Origin of the sequence: Rickettsia endosymbiont of Rhinocyllus conicus, assembly GCF_964026465.1 — a bacterium.
GTDB lineage: Bacteria > Pseudomonadota > Alphaproteobacteria > Rickettsiales > Rickettsiaceae > Rickettsia.
Map to the genome: position 1 here is coordinate 1,177,219 of NZ_OZ032155.1, position 19,458 is coordinate 1,196,676.

A 19,458-nucleotide genomic window follows, 5' to 3' on the forward strand; every position below is an offset into this window, starting at 1 on the left:
ATCTTCATTTATTTTTTTATGACAAAACTTATGCTATGTTATCTCAAATGTAACTAAAAAGCTTGACTGTAAGCTGTTTATTCATATTAGAGGATAACCCCAGTAAGCCATTTATCATAAAACATAGCGTAAGTTTTGATGATATATTAGGCTTTTTGAAGCTAAAATATCTTTTAAATTAAGGGAATAATTGAACTTATATTAATTTACTATTTGCATTACCAATAATGCTATGACCACTAACGTTTTATTGTGACCATTTTGCTCAATTAAATTAAACATCCACTCTATAAGCTTTCTTAAATTTTTGTTCTTCAGCATTTCTTGCATTGTAGGTAGAAGTTTAGATTATTTATTAAAGATGGTTAACTTAATTAAGTCAAACGAAAATAATAAAGGAGTATTATCATTTTACGTAAAGTAAAAAATATTTATCTAATTTAGTAATACGTACTTATTAATAATAATCTATTAAAATGATCAGTAAGAGAAGAAAATGGTACTGTGTTATTATATAAATTTGATTTTTTGTAATTTGTAGTTATATTAAAACAATGTGCGTGTAATTGTCTTGCAACTCTTGGTATCTTTAAGTAAGTAGCAATAGTCAGGAAAGATTGTAAAGTTTCTAAAATTATTCTACATCCTTTCTCAGGAATTTTAGCTCCTACTGTTTGTATATTATGTAATCGGTCACATAATTTAATTAATAGCAACTCTTTTTTCTTCTGCTGATATAATATTTTAACTATTTCTGCTGAATTAATTTTTTTATCATTTTTAACTCGTGTTAAATCTTCAACCTGATTGGCAATTTTATGACCGAATTCTTGTATAATCATTTCTTTAGTAAGTAATGTATCTTCAATACAATCGTGCAATATGCTGGTTACTATGATATCTGTTCTAAATAAATAATCAGAAACCATATATGCTACTTCTAAAGGATGTGAATAATAAAATTCTCCTGTTTCTCTTCTTTGCCTGCCATGATATTTTTTAGCAAAATAAATTGCTTTTTTAATTTTATTAAGATCAACTTTGTTTCTAGAAATCTTATTAATAAGCATGATCTTCGTTAATAGCCTTTTACTATATCGACAATTTGATAGATCTGTAATTTTTATTTTGTCTAGCTCAAGATCTATACCTTTAGGTAAATTTAACTTTCCTATAATAGGATCTATAGTTTTTTGATGATTTTCTTGACTTCTTGCCATATATCCTTCCTTACTATAATTTACTTAAGTGTAACAAGTGAAGCACAATAATCAAGAAAATCATCATTATTAGTTAATGCATAATAATCAAAACCTTATCAATATCAACATTATGTATCATAAATCAGATCATCAAGAAGAGGTAACTTAATTGGTATATTACAGACGATAGTAGTACTTTTACCTTTTTCACTTGTTACTTCAATCTCTCCATTTAGCTCACCAATTAGACGTTTTACAAAACTTAATCCTGATCCAAGTCCCTTATATTGCATAGCAACATCAAATTTATCAATCTTTTCATGAAGATGTTGCCTGATTTCTTTAGACAAACCAACACCACTATCATGCACCATAAATTGGAATACCATTTCTCTGTGTTGTTGTTCTGATTCTGAAACGGCTGGACTAATAGCAAACATGTTCACTGTTACCACAACTTTACCTTCTTTAGTAAAGTTAATAGAATTATCTATTAACTGCTCTAATATTACTCCTATTCGATAAGTATCACTAATTATAGCATTTGTTAAATCATACTGAAAATTACAAGATAAATTTAATCCCTTACGTTGAGCTATTGGCATCGCTTTATCAATAATCTTATTTACCAACTGTTTTGGATCAAACTTATTTAAAACTATAGGAGGTAATCCAGAATTATTCTGTAGATAACTAAGTATATTATTATAATAATCTAGTAATTCTTCAGCACAATTTACTACACTAGCTAGATAATCCTTTTTTTCAGGATTATCTTCTATTTCATAAAGAGCTGTTACTAATGAAAAAATCCCATTACATGGAATCTTTAATCCATGTACCATATTTTGCACCACATCTCTTTTAAATAACCCAGATTCTTTCAATTTATTATTTGCTTCTTGTAATTCTAATTTATATTTAATTATATCAGTATAATTTGTGATCGTCGAGTTAATGATATTCTCTTCTTGCTGATATGGTATTAATGTGACAGATATGGGAGATAATTGAAGATTCCAATTTGTTTTAGTAATATTATGATTATCTTTTGGTTGATTTTGATTATTAATTGTCATAGCATTTCCTTGCTGTTAAAGTTAAGAAAACAGCTCAGAGGTTAAAGTGCAAAAATTTTGTCGATTTTAATTTAACCTCTGAACTAGAGTTGCACCATGGCCGCTCTTAACAAGGACAGATATCACCACAATTCTACGAAGTACAGAGGATTTAAGAGCTTTTTTGACAGATTTTTGCACCATTAGGCAAAGAGCTGCATAAATGAGACACCGCTAAATTTCTATTGTGTGTTAGCTCAGCTCTTTGTCTATTAAACACAAATCAAAACTAGTATTAATGATGCTACAGAAAACATCAAGAATTCCTTGAAAATCCCTTGTAATACAGTATTTTGCTGGCATTTAAGCCTATTTTATACTATAATTTAGTATAAATATTTTAATAATAATTTCATGTCAGTAAAGAACTCAGATAAACCACAACCATTCCTACAATGGGTTGGTGGTAAAAGAAAAATTGCCGATCAATTAATTAAGTTTCTTCCATCAACACTGAATAACTACTATGAACCATTCCTTGGTGGTGGGGCTTTATTTTTTCAAATTAGAGATAAATTTAAACATTGCTTCCTATCTGATATTAATCTAGAGCTAGTAACTAGCTATAACGCAATAAAGAAGAATCCAGATAAGGTCAGTAAACTATTAGACTCTCATAAAGAAAAACACTCTAAAGAACATTATTATCAAGTTAGAAGTAATAATGACAGTAACGACCCAGCAAAGATTACTGCAAGATTTATCTATCTTAATAGATATTCATTTAAAGGCATTTACCGGATTAATATTGATGGCAAACCAGCTCAAACTTTCTCTGGTAGGAATTATAGTAAATCTGATTTTGCCTTTAGATTAAAACAGTGTAGTCAGCTTTTAGCTGGCACATCTATTTATGCTATGGATTTTTCTTTCATTGAACCACAAAAAGGTGATTTTGTTTATTTTGATCCTCCTTATCATAAATCAGGTGAGAAATTTTATACCAGATTACCCTTTGATGAAAATGAGCAAACGAGACTTAAAGATTTTGCTACAGAACTCAATGATAAAAATGTTAAAATGATGATTTCTAATAGTAATACTCCCTTTATTAGAAACTTATACAAAAATTTTAATATTAGTATTATTAAGGTTAAATATTCCATGCCCGAGCACAATAAAATATCTGATGAAGTAGTTATTACAAATTATCAATTACCACAATATTAACCCACCAATTAAATACCTGACATAATAGTTGCAAATACTAAAATATAATGTTAGAATGAAATAATGCTAAAAAAAGAAGATTTTAGGACATTATCAACGAGTGCACAAGCAGCTTTAAGAAAAGTTGCATTAAGAGCAATTGATAAAGGAGAAAAACAATCAGATGTATCAAATCTTATAGGAGTAACACGTCAGACTATTAGTAACTGGGTTAACAAAAGAAGAAGAGGTGATAAATATGCAATAACTGGCAAGTCTAGAGGAAGAAAGACAGGAGAGAAAAGAATAATAAATGAAATGCTGGGTAAAAAAATACAAGATTATATAAATCACTCTAGACCAGAAGATCACAATATCAAATCTGCACTATGGTCAAGAAAAGCTATTAATGCCCTGATTAAAAAATGCTGTGGTTTCTTTTTGCCATTAAGTACGATTGGAGAATATTTAAGAAGATGGGGATATACTGCACAAAAACCAAAGAAATTAGCTTATGAGCAACAGCCAAAACAAGTTCAAGTATGGCTAGATGAAGAATATCCCGCAATAGTAAAACAAGCACAAATGGAACAAGCTGAAATACACTGGTGTGATGAAGTGGGTATAAAATCAGAATGTCAGGTGTTACAGAGCTATTCTTTAAAAGGCAAAACACCCGTAGTTATTCATAAATCAAAACGATTTACTATAAATATGATATCAACTGTTACGAACAATGGTAAACTAAGGTTCATGTTATATGAAGATACACTAAAAACAGATATATTTATAGAATTTCTAAGAAGATTAGTGAAATCTGCAAGAAGGAAGATCTTTTTAATATTAGACAATTTAAAAGTACATCATAGTAAAAAAGTATACAGCTGGACAAATAAGCATAAAGATAAAATTTCTTTGTTTTTTTTGCCTCCTTATACTCCACAACATAATCCAGATGAATACTTAAATAATGACTTAAAAAGAAATGTAAATAGAAAACATATACCTCTTACAAAAGATGAGTTAAAATACAATCTTAAATCTTATTTACGTTGCTTACAGAACAATCCTAAACATATACAAAAATTGTTCCAAGCCGATGATGTTAAATATGCCTCTTAAGTCAGGTATTTAATTGGTGGGTTAATAGCTTAGTTATATTCAAACTTGATTAATTCAAAGCAATAATCTTGCGTCTTAAAAGCTTCTTCTAGATCTTGCATATGACGATTTCTAATATAGTAATCATTAAAAGCCGTTGTTGATTTAAGGATTACCTTTTTGTTGACTATATCTTCCTCTACCACTACTAATTTATTTAATACCCCAAAATCAATATATTGGTTATAACGTTCAATAAGAAATTTCCTCACTTTATACCATACTGAATCAGGATTTAATTGTTTACTTAATTGCCGTAAATAATCTTGTTTTTCATCTTCAGTATTATTCTGCTTCGCTTCAAGCTCAGCAAATTGTATGATTTTCAACTTCTTAATACTACTGCCATAGATCATTTGTACTTGCTGTAGTATTTTATCTTGTACATTTTCTGAAAGCGTAATATTTTTAAGCAGTTTTATTTGATAACTATTACCTACTACCCCAATAAATAAGCAGGAGCTTAGTAATTCATAAGCTGAATCAGGATCAAAAATACCAATGATTTTACGTTTTATCTGAGCTTGTTTGCTAGTATCAATGCTACTTTCTATCTTATCTAGATATCGCTCTTTAGTGTTGTTTAAGTCACTAGATTTAAACTGAAATGTAGCATTATTAGCTTTAGTAGTTTCACGTAACTCATGAGCTAAAGCTTTAGCCATGTAATTTAAAAACACTTTTTTATGACCAAAATGATGTTCTGGGTATTGTGCTGCTAATTTCAATAAGAGCTTGTTAATAAAAGTGAGATTAAATTCTCGATTTGATTTTACCTGTAATAAATCAGCCTCTTCTTGGGTTAAGGGATGGAAATCTGTTAATTTTTTTCTTTTGAACCAGCCTTGATTCTTCACAGATTTTACTGCTGAAGCATTATCAGCTGATGATACTATTTGCTGACATCTTGCCTTATCAACCTTATCAAGAACTGCTTGCAATGCCTTATTAACCCGTAATGGATCAATGATAAAATTACTTTCAGATGTTTTATCATTTTCACTCTCTTGCTGATTATTTGCTGATCTTGTTGTTACAAATTTTAACTCTTGTGCAAGATTTTGTTTTTGTGAATATTGTAATAATTGCTGATTTTGAACAGTTTCATTTTGTTCATTTTGAAAAAGGATAGATTCGCTATATCTAGATTTATTAGATATATTTTTATTATTATCTATATATATTGTCTCATCCAAACTTTTTTGGGGTTGAGGCAAAATTTCTTTGGGTTTGACCCCAAAGTTTTTTGGAGTTGATGTAAAATTTTTTTCATTTTCAGATGGTATTTTGCTAGAAGTAGGTTGGAAATTTCTAGCCAGCTTAATACAAGGAGTATTACGGCATTTAATGCCATATTTAACTATTGTTGCTTTATAAAATTCGATAAAGCCACTCTTTTTTAATTCAAGTAAGCATTGTCTTACACGCTCTTGACATACTCCTAGAGAATCCTCAAAGAAATGATAGGTTTCCTGAAGTTCGTCAATACTGTTGTTATAGTAGATTTGCAAGCGGAAGACTATAAGAGATAGGAGTTGTCTTGAGGTTTTACTTAAAATTTTACCATTACGAGAGGAAAGAGTACTCCATTCAGGTGGAATAAAATTACCGACAAAATTGTAGAAGATAGTGGGATTATTATCACTCTCATTATGGATTACACAATCAGGAGTGAAATGTGAGCAGCATATAGTGTGCATAAGACCTCAACTTAAACATCAGTTTAGAAGAGGCAATCAAGGGGATAATAACACCATTTTTAAAAATGCGAGGAGCATATAAGCAGCATACGGAGTATGGAGATAAAATTAGCAGATTAAGAAAAGCTAGGAGGTAAGGTGGTGGGCGATGGGGGAGTTGAACCCCCGACCTTTACGATGTCAACGTAATGCTCTAACCAACTGAGCTAATCACCCTTATAAATATTAAGTTCTATATTTATTGTATAATATAGTAGATTTCAAGCTTTATTTACATTATTTTATTATCTATTCTACAAATTTTTTATGACAAACTTAAAATCTAAAGCTTTAGACTTTTCACAAAATTTTGTTATTGCACTTGATGGTCCTGCTGCTTCCGGTAAAGGTACTATTGGGCTTATGCTTGCTGAAAAATTTTCTTTAAAATATGTTCAATCTAGTATTGTTTATAGGCAGCTTGCTTTTAATTGTATTAAAGAAAAAATAGACATTACAGATATCAATAAAGTAATCTCCTTATCTAAAGAAATAGATATTACAGATAAGTTTGACTTAGAGGATGAAAATATAGGAGGCGTTGCTTCGCAAATTGCCGTAATAGCTGAGGTAAGAGATAATCTAAATAAGCATTTAGTAAAGTTAATTAATATTACACCTCGAATTCTTATGGAGGGTAGAGATATAGGGACAATAGTTGCACCTAATGCCGATTTTAAAATATTTATAACCGCAAACCCTAAGGTTAGAGCTGAGAGGCGATATAAACAGTTGCAAGCTAAAGGGAAAGCATGTATACTTGACGAGATTTTACAACAGATAATTCTGCGTGATAAAAGAGATAAAGAGCGAGAAGTAGCACCTTTATTACCGGCTTTGGATGCTTTAATTATTGATACTTCCAAGCTTTCACCCTTATCGGTTGTAGAACAAATAACGCAATTTATATTAAAAGAATAAAATAACTTGGTGCTTATAGTTTATTTTATTTAGAGGATATTTTTCCAAACTCGCTTATAGATAGAAATGTCATCTAGTTGCTTGACCACGGGAGAGATTGCCCGCGTGGATCGAGAGTCGTCTGAGCTACGCGAATGAAATGAACGTGGCAATCCAGAAAAAATAATAAAAAATGCTATAAGTTAGCATTTTTTACTGGATTGCTTCGTCAATTACTTCGTAATTTCCTCGCAATGACGGAAAAACTGATCCACCCAGGCAATGCCACCACGGGATGACAGTGATATTTGGAAAATATCTTTTTTATTAACCCTTTAAAAAGATTATCTATTAGTTCAGCACTGCTAATATTTACGAGAAAAATATGACAACAAAATTAAAACAAAGATTCGTTCCACAACTTGCAGCAGTTAATCATGAATTTGAAGATGATTTTTCTAAAATGCTTGAAACTGTTGATACGAGTCATATAAAACCTGGAACAGTAGTAAAAGGTCAAGTAGTTGATATTAATGAAGTAGTGGTTGTTGACGTTGGATTAAAAAATGAAGGTAGAATACCTAAATCTGAATTTTTATTATCACCGGCACATAAATTACCTGAGATTGGTGATTTAGTTGATGTTTATATTGAAAAAACTGAAGGACATAGCGGCAAAACCCTAAGCCGTGAGAAAGCGATAAAAGAAGAATTATGGGGTCAGTTAGAACTCATGTGTAGCAAAGGTGAGTTTGTTGATGGTACAATTTTTGGTCGTGTAAAAGGTGGGTTCACTGTTGATTTATCCGGTGTTGTAGCGTTTTTACCAGGAAGCCAAGTTGATGTTAGACCAATCAAAGATCCTAGCTCTATAATGAATATTAGACAGCCATTTAAGATCCTAAGCATGGATAAAAAGCTTGGTAATATAGTTGTTTCAAGAAGAGCTATATTAGAAGAATCACGTTCTGAAGCTAGAGACGAGATGCTATCTAAAATCAAAGAAGGAATGATCCTTGAGGGAACAGTAAAGAATATTACAGATTATGGTGCATTCATTGATCTTGGTAGTGTTGACGGCTTATTACACTTAACTGATATTTCTTGGGGTAGAGTTAACCACCCATCAGAAGTGCTAGAATTTAATCAGAAAGTTAAAGTAATGGTTATTAAGTTTAACGAAGAGACAAAAAGAATATCTCTTGGTATGAAACAACTTGATTATAACCCATGGGAAAAAATTAAAGAAGAATTCCCTGTCGGTAAAAAAATGACTGGAAAAGTCACAAATTTTGCTGATTATGGTGTGTTTATTGAATTAAAGGATGGTTTAGAAGGGCTTGTCCACTCAAGTGAAATTAGTTGGCTTAAATCTAATCAAAATCCTAGAAAGACTCTGACCATAGGTCAAGAAGTAGAATTCATGGTGTTAGAAGTTGATACAGAAAAACATCGTGTTTCTTTAAGTATTAAGCAATGCCAGCAAAATCCTTTAATAAAATTTGCTGAAACTAATCCTGTTGGAACAGTGATTAAAGCTCCAATTAGAAACATTACTGATTTTGGAATCTTTGTTGCACTTAGCGACAATTTAGACGGTATGATTCATGAGGGTGATATTACTTGGGAAGATAATGGCAATGAGTTACTCAAAACATACAAAAAAGGTGACGAAGTAGATTGTAAAGTTCTAACAATCAATATTGAAAAAGAACAAATTAGTCTAGGTATCAAGCAATTAACTCCTAATCCATATCAAGGAATTGCTGATGAATATAAAAAAGGAACAGTAGTTAAAGCTGTTGTGACAGCAATCAAAGACGATGGATTGGAAGTATTAGTAAACGATAAAGCCGCAGGATTTGTTAAAAAATCTGATTTATCAGATGAAAAAGAAGAACAAAAGCCTGAAATGTTTGCAGTAGATCAAGAAATCGAAGCAAAAGTTGTTTCTATCGAAAAGTCAACCAATAAAATTTTATTATCAATAAAAGCCCATAAAATAGCAGAGCGTCAAAAAGCTCTTAAAGAATATGGCTCTAGCGATAATACAACCAATATGGGTGACATACTTGCTAATGCTTTAGAAGATAGTAAGAAGTAGGATTGTTAGTCAATCTCCTCGGTGTGTCATCCCGTGGCTTATCCACGGGATGCATTGTTGCGTGGATACTAAGTCGTCATTGCGAGCGAATGAAATGAGCGTGGCAATCCAGAAAAAATAATAAAAATGCTATAAGTTAGCATTTTTATACTGGATTGCTTCGTCAATTACTTCGTAATTTCCTTGCAATGACCGAAAAACTAATCCACGCGGGCAATGCCACCACGGGGTGACACATATCCTTCCAACAAAAACTTTAAGGAAAAATATCCAATGTCCTACGTACCGATAGTAATTGAACAAACCTCTAGGGGTGAGCGTGCTTATGATATATATTCAAGGTTATTAAAAGAACGCATAATCTTTGTATGTGGTCCTATTGAAGACCATATGGCAAATTTGATTACTGCTCAATTATTGTTCCTTGAGGCAGAAAATCCGGAAAAAGATATATATATGTATATAAATTCTCCTGGAGGAGTCGTAACAGCTGGTCTTGCAATTTATGACACGATGCAATATATCAAGCCTAAAGTAGCTACTCTTTGTATCGGTCAAGCTTGTTCTATGGGGTCATTTTTACTTTGTGGTGGTGAAAAAGGAATGAGATACAGCCTGCCGCATAGCCGTGTTATGATCCACCAACCATCCGGAGGTTATCGAGGTCAGGCAACAGATATAGAAATTCATGCTCAAGAAACATTGAAAATCAAAAAAATCCTTAATAGCTTATATAGTAAACATACTGGGCAAGATGTGAAATATGTTGAGAAAAGTATGGAGCGTGATAATTTTATGTCACCTGAAGAAGCAAAAAAATTCGGCATAATCGACAAAATAATTACGCACAGAGATATTAAGTTATTAAAAGATAAGGAATAAAGCCAGTAGCAAATCTTCATTGCGAGGAGATGAAAGTTTCGACGAAGCAATCTTAGGATGTTTGACGAGATTGCCGTGTCAATGCTTTGCATCTCCGAAGTTGTTGCGTGGATCGGTTTTCCAATTGTCATCCCGTGATTTATTCTATAGTACCGGACAGTTTAAAAAAAATATTATATTTTTTTCAGGTATAGGTGACCTTATATGTCATTCTTAGCAATGGCGGGAATCCAGCATAAAGCGAGATAAATCGAGCTTTTAATTTAAAAAACTTGCTGCTTTTATGTTTATTTTACTGGATTCCCGCCATTGCTAAGAATGACATATAATAATTAAGTCCGGTACTATAGATTTATTCACGGGATCCAGTTAAAAATACTAATAATATTAGTATTTTTTCTGGATTGCCGCACTCATTTTATTCGTTCTCAATGACATAAACGAGCCATGCGACAACTCCCGAATCTCCTCGCAATGACAGTATCTTAACACAACACATAAAAAAACTTATAGATTTAATACTATTATTAGAGTATAAACAATTATCTTTCTATTAGGGGTCATAGCTCAGTTGGTAGAGCGTTTGAATGGCATTCAAAAGGTCGGGGGTTCGATTCCCCCTGGCTCCACCAGTTACTTTAAGGCTTTTTAGCCTTTCTTAAATCTTCTAAAAAAACATATGTTCCTTATATGTTCCAAAATACTTAATTTTAATATTGAGATGATATATTTCTTAATAGTACTAACTTACTATTAACTAAAGCCAATAATCCATTTTAATTTCATTTATCTTCAACTGCTGTTACGGGGCATTTCAAGCATCAACCTTGCGGCAGAAACTTAACCGAAGTGAATACGATAATGCCGCCGATGAGCTCCTTAGATGGGTAAAAGCTAAAGGCGGTGTGAAGCTGCAAGGACTCGTTAAACGTAGAGAAATAGAGCGGTCTTTGTTTTTGAGTGAAGCAGCTACAGCAGCGGTTGTTAGTTCTGCCTAAAATACTCTCTACATTTACATCTTAATAAAAATTCTTTAAATATTCTGTTATAATCACAAGTAGTAATCATTGCTAATTATTAAACTTCTTATTATTTCCATGTATCCCTTACTAATATTTATATTTCACAAATTATTCCTAAGTTATTAATTTATATCCTTGGTTAAATTTCTATTGCATTATTAAATCTTTTTATCTAGATTTTTTTCATAGCTCATTTTTAACAAAATATTAAAAATTATAGAATTTAATTAAGGAGTAAATGTATGAAAGAATTAATAGGGTTTTTAAAAAAACACGAATCTATTGAAGAAGTTAAGGAAGAAGTTAATCGTTTAACTGCCCCCCTTAACCTTAATATTGAAAAATTTTATCAAAAAGACAATATAGAAGAATTAATAGAATTTTTAAAAAAGCATAAGTTTATCGAAGAAGTTAACCGTTTAACTACTCTTAACGTTAATGGTGGTCCTGATGATAGCGAAACAGTACTATATAATAAAAACATAAAAAATTTTACTAAAGCTTTAAAAAATAATAATACTATTACCTCTCTCAATATTATAAGGAACGATATAGGGAACATAGAAATTGAAGAAGTTATTAAAGTTTTAAAAATTAAAGCTTTAAATGGTAATAATACCCTTGCTTCTCTTGACCTTAGTAGTAATAATATTACAGAGGAAGGAGTAGCAAAAATCGGTGAATTTCTAAAGCTTAATACTCTTAAGTCGCTTAGTCTTGATAACAATTCTATAACAGATACAGGATCCGCAATAATTGTTGAAGCTCTAAATGGTAATACTTCCCTTACTTCTCTTACACTTAGAGGCAATTTTATAGCAGATGATGGAGCAACAAAAATCGGTGAATATCTAGTAAATAATAATTCTCTTACTTCTCTTGATCTTAGTGAAAATAATATAGAATTTGCGACAGGAATCGCTAGAGGATTAAAGGATAATTCTACTATTACTTCGCTTCATATTTATCGCATAGAACACGACTATGAAAGTAACTATACTTATGAAGTAAATCCAATAGGCATTGAGGAAATAACAAAAAAAATTGAATTAAATTGTAAGTTATTTAAAAAATTCAGTTCGTTATTATACGATTATTTTTTTAAAAATGATAGTAATAAAATTTTTAAAGTTTTAAATGCTCATAAATATTATCAAATAGTTAACAAACAATTATTAAAAAAGGATTTGATGAAAAAGGTAAGTGATAATCCTATGAGACCTGAGGTTGATGATATTGAAGATAAGCTGCAAGAACTAAATAATTTTATTAAAACAAACATTTTTACTATTAAAGGTGTATGTAAAAAATTAACGTCCAGCATTTCTGGTGATGTTAAACATATCTCTGACTTATATCCCGAAATATTAGATCATATAGTATCTTATTTAGATGATACGCCTTGGGGATGTGAAGTTAAAGTTGCAGGAAATAACGAATAAAAAAGGGGATAATTTGTTCCCTTAAATTCTTATGCTGCTTGTGAATTTTGTTGCATAAAAAAAGCGTCACTAATTTGGCTTCTGTGAGTGGTATTGGTTAGCAAATCTTACTACTTGCTTCCACCATTCCAAATTTCTCATTTATTTGTAGTATACTACAGATACTTTAAAAGCTGGAAGTCAAATAAGTGGTAGTAGATAACTAGGTTAGCAAAGGCAAATCCCGAAGTTCGACGTACCAAATTTTGAAGTATCAAAGGTATACATCACAATAAATTTTTTATTTGGGTTTGTTCTAATTTTTCTTCTTTTTCTAGCTTATTTAAAAAATCCTTATAGAAATTATTCGTAACATATACTAGCTCCATGTTCGAGTTATCTTCAGATGATTCAAGTATTACTAAGCAATCATCATTTCTAAAAGTAGCCATTTTTCCACTTTCTTGTTCTATTACATTATCTACCAAAATATATTTATCTTTCAAAATCTCATAAAATTCTTCAAATTTATTTTTATCTATAGTTAAAATTACTGCTTCTATTATATTAAAATCATTACATATTACTAAAGCTTTAGATATGTATTTTTCATTAGGTTCTATAAAATAATTATGCCCTTGCCAATAATTAAGTTCCTCTCCAGTAATTTTATATTTTTTTATTAAATCTGAAGTGGTAGCTTTATTTAGCTCAAGCCCAAGCGGAGTAGGGTTAGAGTAAGAGTTTAAGGATAAAAATACGATAATAAAGTATAATAAGTTTTTTATAAACATATGAAAACCTTAGTGAATTAGATCGGGGAGGGAATAGGTAAGATTATTTTTTATAAATTGATATCCGTACATTATTAATATCATAATATTTATAATTTTTCAATTAAAAGTTAAATAAAATCCTCTTAAAACTTAATATTAAAAATCTTTACAAAATTTAGTGAAAAAAGATAAAATCTAATATATTATAGATAATTATATCTTTAGCTCATTACATGGTAATTTTTAGTATAGTTTTTTTTAAAACCGTTTCAGTGTTATTAAGTGTAGTAATCGGGTTTTTAGCGGGTAAATACTCAAATGTTGAAAGGGACAGTATCTCTTCTTTATTATTCTATTTTATATCACCTATAGTATTCTTTACTATTCCTGCTAGCACAACTTTGACATTTTCAGCATTAAGTGTTACAGTTGTAACCTTTGTAATTGCGACATTGTTGTCATTATTTTCTTACTATTTTTTCGGTAAATTTTGGCAGGATCATACACGTAATATTATAGCTTTGTCTGCTGGTACAGCAAATGGGGGATATTTCATGTTGCCTATAGCTGCTGCACTTTTTGATGATTATACGCTAAGTATTTATATGATGGCAGTGATAGGCGTTAATATTTACGAGTGTTCGGTAGGCTTTTATATTTGCATGCGAAGCTTTGCAAATACTACTGATAGTATATTGAAAGTAGTAAAATTGCCAATTTTAAATGCATTTTTTCTAGGTTGCTTATTTAGTTTTTGTGGTTTTACTTTACCTGATTTCTTGGATGATTTTATATATAATATGAAAGGTTCTTTTTCTATACTTGGTATGGTTATGGTAGGACTTGCTCTTTCATCACTTCAAAAATTTGAAGTGGATATAAAATTTACTCTTGCTACTTTTGCTGCTAAATTCTTATTTTATCCTTTAGGGGTAGGGCTATTTATCATGTTTGATCATTTTGTAACAAAATGGTATAATAATGATTATTATAATGCGTTAAAGCTACTTTCTACAGCTCCCTTAGCTGCAAATACCATAGTTATAGCAAATTTACAAAAATTTTATCCTGAAAAGGTCGCTGCCACCGTGTTTTTATCGCTACTTTTTGTAGTAGTATATATGCCGACAATGGTCAGTATATTTTTAAGTGATTTAAATTAGTAGGTTTATATGAAAATTAACTCAATTAAAGTTGGTCCATATATTAACTTTCTTCCTCTTCAATATATACCAGAACATAAAATTTCTTATGTAGAATTTGGTGATCCCCAAAATAAAAACGTAGTAATATGTGCTCATGGCTTAACAAGAAATGCTCATGATTTTGATAAAATAGCTAAGGAATTAAGTAAAGATTATAGAGTAATTTCTCTAAGCTATCCCGGACGCGGGGATAGTGAAAATTTTAAAAAAACCAGCAATTATAACTATACTACTTGATATTAAAGATACGTTGCTGTTTTTAAATAAGTTAAAGATAAAAAAACCTATTTGGCTAGGTACTTCAATGGGCGGAATTATAGGTATGGTTCTTGCCAGTAAATTTAAAAATATTTTTAAAGGTTTAATATTAAATGATATAGGGGCGTTTATAGATTCTGCTACTTTAGTCAAAATTGCAGCTTATGCTAAAAAAACTGTCATATTAGATGATCTAGAAAGTGCAAAAGAGCATTTAAAGCTTATTTATGGACAATCAGGGATTAAAAATGAAGAAGATTGGGATTATTTAACAAAGTATAGTGTCATTTCTACGTTTGGCGGAAAATATAAAATGAATTATGATCCTGCTATAACAAAAGGCATAAGAAATGTCAAAAGCCAAAAAGATGTAGATTTATGGTCTGTATGGAATAAAATAGAATGTAAAATATTACTGATTCACGGCATTAAATCTCAAGTTCTAACAAAATCTACTGTTGAAAAAATGCAAAAAACAAAAGATTTTGATCTTTACGAAATTAAATATGCAGGTCATACTCCCTCCTTAACAAATTCTAATGAAATTGAACATATAAAATCTTGGTTAGAAAAATTATAAAAAAATAAATTAAATTATGAAAATTACTACTAAAGTACTGATAATCGGCTCAGGTCCTGCCGGTTTAAGTGCGGCTATTTATGCAGCAAGGGCGTCTTTAAATCCAATATTAATTAATGGTATTCAGCCTGGCGGTCAGCTTACTATTACTACCGATGTTGAGAATTATCCAGGATTTGCAGAAAGCGTACAAGGACCTTGGCTAATGGAACAGATGCGTATGCAGGCTGAAAATGTCGGCACTAAAATTGTTAATGATTATGTTGAGAAAGTGGATTTGTCACAAAGACCTTTTAAAGTGTCTACAGGATCTAGGACAGAGTACGAAGCTGAAAGCATAATTATTTGTACTGGTGCGGAAGCAAGATGGCTTGGTATTCCTACAGAGCAAGAATTTATGGGATTTGGGGTGTCAGCTTGTGCTACTTGTGATGGTTTCTTTTTCAAGAATCAGGAAGTAGTAGTAGTTGGTGGGGGTAATAGTGCTGTTGAAGAGGCTTTATATCTGACCAATCATGCAAGCAAAGTTACTATAGTACATAGACGAGATAGTTTTAGAGCTGAGAAAATATTACAAGAGCGGCTATTTAAAAATCCTAAAATATCTGTGATTTGGGATCATGTAGTAGAAGAGATAGTTGGTAATAATAACCCAAAATCTGTTATTGGAGTTAAAATTCAAAATGTTCATACTAAAGAAACAAGCTTAGTAAATTGTAACGGCGTATTTGTAGCTATTGGGCATAAACCAAATACTGCTTTATTTGCAGGACAAGTTACAATGGACAGCGATAATTATATTATTACTGCACCTGATAGCACTAAAACTAATATAGAAGGTGTTTTTGCTGCTGGTGATGTTCAGGATAAAATCTATAGGCAGGCTATAACCGCAGCAGGTACTGGCTGTATGGCTGCCCTTGAAGCCGAGAAATTTTTGAGTTCTGTATAGATACTAACTCGTCATTGCGAGCGAGCAAAGTGAGTGTGGCAATCCAGAAAAAATAGTAAAAAAGTACTGATTTTAGTATTTTTTTACTAGAGTACTTCGTCAGTTATTACATAACTTTCTTGCCATGACGGATCTTTTTTTAAATTTTTTATTGTTTTTTAGAATCATATTTTATAAACCTCGACCTTGAGGAGATGATGATCTACTATTTTGAACACGGTCAGCAAATGATTTATTATCAGCTGATTTTGTATTACTTATAATATTTTGCTTTGTATCCTTTTGTATATCTACATTTTTTTGAGGCTGCCCTATCTGAGTAGTTTGTACTGGTTCTAGTTTATCAAACATTCCATACATAATCGCTTTATAGTCTTCACGTGTAGGTACTAAATTTTCATTTGTTCCTTTATAATTAGGGATATAGTCTTTTATATGATTAACAAATTCCTGATTTATTTTTGCTAATATTTTTTGCTCAGCTATAGTAATATTATTAGGAGCATTAACATCTATCATCCCACTATCTAAACGCTCCAAAGCATCTTTTAATGCTGCATCTTTCATGATAGTTTCATCTTCTTTTAATTTATTCACCACTGTCTCTATAAAAGGTGCAATGTTATTGTCGTTAATAGCTCCTATTTTATTTGCTTGTTTTTTTTCTTCTTCTTTATAATCTGCAAATTTAGTAAGTAATGTTGTGTCTATTTCTGAAGCACTATCTATAATTTGTGAATATGTTCCTTGAATACAAGCACTAGTATTCTCTCCATAAGTTGTTGCTGCTACGTAGAGCTGTTTAGCTAAAGTAAAGTTTTTTTGTTCTTTCCAAATTTCATCTATATTAAACCCACTTACATTGTTAAATAAGTTATTTAATTTATCATCACCTATATTATTCAATAATTTATGAAGATTTTCTCTACTACTTAATTGTTCTAAAGTAAGATTTGGATCATTTAAGATTTTTTTAACCTCAGTAAATTTTGCTTCAGTCAATTTAGGATTTTTTGCTAAAAGAGTAACACATAATTCTTGTTTATCCCTAGTGGGGATAGCTGCTTTATCTATTAATTCACTTACTAGACCAATTGATTCAGGAATAGTAGTTTTCTTTTCTGATCCCTCTCTCCAATCATATTGGATCAAAGCCTTATATTTGGAACTGTTTTCGTTTAAATATTCATTTTTTAATATATTTTCTGATTTTTCTTTCACCTCCTTAATAAAATTTTGATCATCTGGAGCTTTATTATTTCCTAAAACCCTCTTCATTACGCTGTGTTTTTCGCCGTCAGTTAATTCAAGAAGTTTAATAGCTAGAGGGTTATTATCTTTATATAGCTCAGGAAGTATTTTATTTTGGTATTCTTTAGCACTTTCTTTGAGTTTATCAGGCGGTAACTGGGTCGATTCCATTAATTCATTTGTTATAAAATTAGTCTTCTTTACAGCTTCACTTTGATGCACAGATTGATTATCTCTTGCTATCTCTTCTAAAGTTTGATCTTTCATTTCTGGAGGAATCATGCCATGTTTAAACAGAAACTCCTGCATCTTAGGAGAATGAGTATAGAAAAGTGCCAAATCATAACCATCTGTACTTGTTGAATTGATTGCAAAAGGAAATTTTGCTGAATTTTCTATTATATATCTGATTACATTACCTTCTTCATCAGCTGGTGCTAAATCAAATACCAAATCTTTTACAGTATTTTCTATTTTAAAGTTTGGTTTATCCTTACTATCTCTTATTTTAACTAAAGCATTATAAAGCTTTTGTTCCTTTGATAGGGAAAACTCAATATTTTTAAATGATGACTTTTCAAAGCATAACACTACTGTAGCCCCTGTTATTTCTCTACAATTATACAAACTAAGATCAGTGATTTTATTATCAGGAGCATTTACTAACGCCTCAAATCCTGAGGTGGTACCCTTTGTCTAGACAAATTTTTTAAATTTTAGAGGTGTAATTCTCCTGTATTAATGTATTGGTTTTTCAAAGTAAAGTTTGCATTTTCTATGTCATATAGCCTCTTGATAATTTTCTAGTTTTTCTGCAAAATGTATCATTTCAGGTGTCTTATATTCAAGCGATTGATGAGGTCTTTGCTGATTATAAAATTCTATATAATCTCTGATAGCTATCTTTGCTTCACGTACCGTTTCAAGATCAAAACGATAAATCTTCTCTTGTTTCAAAGATCGCCAAAAACGTTCAATAAATACATTATCTAAGGCTCTATCTTTGCCGTCCATACTAATAGCTATGCCTTGTTGCTCAAGTATTTGAGTAAAATCTTTTGATGTAAATTGTACTCCTTGATCCGTATTAAAAATGTCAGGCTTGCCATGTATAGATATTGCTTCATTTAGAGCTTCAATACAAAAATCATTTTCTAAACTAATCGACACCCGCCAACTCAAAATATAACGACTATACCAATCCATTATAGCAACCAAATATACAAAACCTTGCTTTAATCTTATGTAAGTAATATCTGCACAGTAAACTTGATTGGAGCAAACCACCTCTATATTATTTAATAGATATGGGTATACTTTATGAGCCTGATTCCTACGGCTTAAATTAATCTTTGGGTATACTGCTTCAATACCAAGTATTTTATAATATTTTCTTATCATCTTACGACTAACATTTAACCCTTCGGATTTTAGGACATGAGACATTCTTCTAGTACCATAATAGGGATGCTCTGTAAAAATCTCATCAATTCTGTTCAGTACTCTATACTCCTTATCATCTAAGGTATTCCTAGCTCGGTAGTAGTAACTTGAGCGGTTTAAATCTAAAAGTTTGCATTGTCTTGCTATGGTTAAATTTGAAGCATAACTTATCATTTTTTTCCTAACCTCTAAATCCAAAGATACTAGATTTTTTTTTAAGCCAGTCTCTTTCAACTGTTAACTGGCCTATTTGCTCAAATAATGATTTAATTAAATCTATAATGGTACCCAAAAA

General features: G+C 30.8%; 16 protein-coding genes, 2 tRNA genes and 1 pseudogene. 11 read left to right on the top strand and 8 right to left on the bottom strand.

Annotated elements, in window-relative coordinates; translation table 11 throughout:
* Positions 1–201 precede the first annotated feature (201 nt).
* The 3 genes from AAGD54_RS06285 to AAGD54_RS06295 all read right to left on the bottom strand — a co-directional run bounded on the left by AAGD54_RS06285 (position 202) and on the right by AAGD54_RS06295 (position 2,281).
* Complete coding sequence (locus tag AAGD54_RS06285; protein ID WP_341794404.1) at positions 202–330, bottom strand: hypothetical protein; 129 nt, start codon at positions 328–330, stop codon at positions 202–204.
* A 110-nt stretch (positions 331–440) separates the two neighbouring features.
* Positions 441–1,220, bottom strand: a complete 780-nt coding sequence (locus AAGD54_RS06290) for an HD domain-containing protein (RefSeq protein ID WP_341794405.1) — start codon at positions 1,218–1,220, stop codon at positions 441–443.
* A gap of 110 nt (positions 1,221–1,330) precedes the next feature.
* Complete coding sequence (locus AAGD54_RS06295) at positions 1,331–2,281, bottom strand: HAMP domain-containing sensor histidine kinase (protein WP_341794406.1); 951 nt, start codon at positions 2,279–2,281, stop codon at positions 1,331–1,333.
* A 393-nt stretch (positions 2,282–2,674) separates the two neighbouring features.
* Here AAGD54_RS06295 and AAGD54_RS06300 point away from each other — a divergent pair, with 393 nt between their 5' ends.
* Positions 2,675–3,490, top strand: coding sequence for a Dam family site-specific DNA-(adenine-N6)-methyltransferase (locus AAGD54_RS06300; protein WP_341794407.1), 816 nt, complete (start codon positions 2,675–2,677; stop codon positions 3,488–3,490).
* Between the two features lie 63 nt (positions 3,491–3,553).
* Positions 3,554–4,591, top strand: coding sequence for an IS630 family transposase (locus AAGD54_RS06305; RefSeq protein ID WP_341794233.1), 1,038 nt, complete (start codon positions 3,554–3,556; stop codon positions 4,589–4,591).
* A 29-nt stretch (positions 4,592–4,620) separates the two neighbouring features.
* Here the strand turns inward: AAGD54_RS06305 and AAGD54_RS06310 are convergent, their stop codons facing one another.
* The gene (locus tag AAGD54_RS06310) at positions 4,621–6,330 is read right to left on the bottom strand and encodes a hypothetical protein (protein ID WP_341794408.1); all 1,710 of its coding nucleotides are present in this window, start codon (positions 6,328–6,330) and stop codon (positions 4,621–4,623) included.
* 139 nt (positions 6,331–6,469) lie between these two features.
* Positions 6,470–6,546 (bottom strand) — tRNA-Val (locus tag AAGD54_RS06315).
* A gap of 90 nt (positions 6,547–6,636) precedes the next feature.
* Here AAGD54_RS06315 and cmk point away from each other — a divergent pair.
* The 6 genes from cmk (at position 6,637) to AAGD54_RS06345 (ending at position 12,719) form a co-directional block, all read left to right on the top strand.
* Positions 6,637–7,290, top strand: coding sequence for a (d)CMP kinase (gene cmk, locus AAGD54_RS06320; RefSeq protein WP_341788971.1), 654 nt, complete (start codon positions 6,637–6,639; stop codon positions 7,288–7,290).
* Between the two features lie 364 nt (positions 7,291–7,654).
* Entirely contained in the window at positions 7,655–9,373 is a 1,719-nt protein-coding gene (locus tag AAGD54_RS06325; protein WP_341794409.1) for a 30S ribosomal protein S1, read from the top strand.
* A gap of 273 nt (positions 9,374–9,646) precedes the next feature.
* Positions 9,647–10,255: an ATP-dependent Clp endopeptidase proteolytic subunit ClpP gene (gene clpP, locus AAGD54_RS06330; RefSeq protein ID WP_341795198.1), complete on the top strand. Its 609-nt coding sequence runs from the start codon at positions 9,647–9,649 to the stop codon at positions 10,253–10,255.
* 556 nt (positions 10,256–10,811) lie between these two features.
* Positions 10,812–10,887, top strand: a tRNA-Ala gene (locus tag AAGD54_RS06335).
* Between the two features lie 141 nt (positions 10,888–11,028).
* Positions 11,029–11,253: a lysozyme gene (locus AAGD54_RS06340; protein ID WP_410525916.1), complete on the top strand. Its 225-nt coding sequence runs from the start codon at positions 11,029–11,031 to the stop codon at positions 11,251–11,253.
* A 266-nt stretch (positions 11,254–11,519) separates the two neighbouring features.
* The gene (locus AAGD54_RS06345) at positions 11,520–12,719 is read left to right on the top strand and encodes a hypothetical protein (protein WP_341794410.1); all 1,200 of its coding nucleotides are present in this window, start codon (positions 11,520–11,522) and stop codon (positions 12,717–12,719) included.
* Positions 12,720–12,985: 266 nt separating this feature from the next.
* On the opposite strand, the gene AAGD54_RS06350 is transcribed toward AAGD54_RS06345, so the two are convergent.
* Positions 12,986–13,492, bottom strand: a complete 507-nt coding sequence (locus tag AAGD54_RS06350) for a hypothetical protein (RefSeq protein ID WP_341788976.1) — start codon at positions 13,490–13,492, stop codon at positions 12,986–12,988.
* Between the two features lie 215 nt (positions 13,493–13,707).
* Between AAGD54_RS06350 and AAGD54_RS06355 the strand changes: the two genes are divergently transcribed.
* From AAGD54_RS06355 to trxB, 3 genes and pseudogenes are all read left to right on the top strand, one after another.
* On the top strand, positions 13,708–14,637 hold the full coding sequence (locus AAGD54_RS06355; protein ID WP_011477117.1) for an AEC family transporter: 930 nt from the start codon (positions 13,708–13,710) through the stop codon (positions 14,635–14,637).
* Positions 14,638–14,646: 9 nt separating this feature from the next.
* Positions 14,647–15,517, top strand: a pseudogene (locus AAGD54_RS06360) (alpha/beta fold hydrolase).
* 16 nt (positions 15,518–15,533) lie between these two features.
* Positions 15,534–16,469, top strand: a complete 936-nt coding sequence (trxB, locus tag AAGD54_RS06365; RefSeq protein ID WP_341794411.1) for a thioredoxin-disulfide reductase — start codon at positions 15,534–15,536, stop codon at positions 16,467–16,469.
* A 171-nt stretch (positions 16,470–16,640) separates the two neighbouring features.
* Here the strand turns inward: trxB and AAGD54_RS06370 are convergent, their stop codons facing one another.
* Positions 16,641–18,347: a hypothetical protein gene (locus tag AAGD54_RS06370; RefSeq protein WP_341794412.1), complete on the bottom strand. Its 1,707-nt coding sequence runs from the start codon at positions 18,345–18,347 to the stop codon at positions 16,641–16,643.
* Positions 18,348–18,500: 153 nt separating this feature from the next.
* A complete protein-coding gene (locus AAGD54_RS06375; RefSeq protein ID WP_341794232.1) occupies positions 18,501–19,337 on the bottom strand; it encodes an IS3 family transposase in 837 nt (278 codons plus the stop codon).
* Between the last annotated feature and the right edge of the window lie 121 nt (positions 19,338–19,458).

Coding starts and splice junctions, on each gene's coding strand:
- AAGD54_RS06285 (WP_341794404.1), bottom strand. CDS start 330: ATGCAAGAAATGCTGAAGAACAAAAATTTAAGAAAGCTTATAGAGTGG.
- AAGD54_RS06290 (WP_341794405.1), bottom strand. CDS start 1,220: ATGGCAAGAAGTCAAGAAAATCATCAAAAAACTATAGATCCTATTATA.
- AAGD54_RS06295 (WP_341794406.1), bottom strand. CDS start 2,281: ATGACAATTAATAATCAAAATCAACCAAAAGATAATCATAATATTACT.
- AAGD54_RS06300 (WP_341794407.1), top strand. CDS start 2,675: ATGTCAGTAAAGAACTCAGATAAACCACAACCATTCCTACAATGGGTT.
- AAGD54_RS06305 (WP_341794233.1), top strand. CDS start 3,554: ATGCTAAAAAAAGAAGATTTTAGGACATTATCAACGAGTGCACAAGCA.
- AAGD54_RS06310 (WP_341794408.1), bottom strand. CDS start 6,330: ATGCACACTATATGCTGCTCACATTTCACTCCTGATTGTGTAATCCAT.
- cmk (WP_341788971.1), top strand. CDS start 6,637: ATGACAAACTTAAAATCTAAAGCTTTAGACTTTTCACAAAATTTTGTT.
- AAGD54_RS06325 (WP_341794409.1), top strand. CDS start 7,655: ATGACAACAAAATTAAAACAAAGATTCGTTCCACAACTTGCAGCAGTT.
- clpP (WP_341795198.1), top strand. CDS start 9,647: ATGTCCTACGTACCGATAGTAATTGAACAAACCTCTAGGGGTGAGCGT.
- AAGD54_RS06345 (WP_341794410.1), top strand. CDS start 11,520: ATGAAAGAATTAATAGGGTTTTTAAAAAAACACGAATCTATTGAAGAA.
- AAGD54_RS06350 (WP_341788976.1), bottom strand. CDS start 13,492: ATGTTTATAAAAAACTTATTATACTTTATTATCGTATTTTTATCCTTA.
- AAGD54_RS06355 (WP_011477117.1), top strand. CDS start 13,708: ATGGTAATTTTTAGTATAGTTTTTTTTAAAACCGTTTCAGTGTTATTA.
- trxB (WP_341794411.1), top strand. CDS start 15,534: ATGAAAATTACTACTAAAGTACTGATAATCGGCTCAGGTCCTGCCGGT.
- AAGD54_RS06375 (WP_341794232.1), bottom strand. CDS start 19,337: ATGATAAGTTATGCTTCAAATTTAACCATAGCAAGACAATGCAAACTT.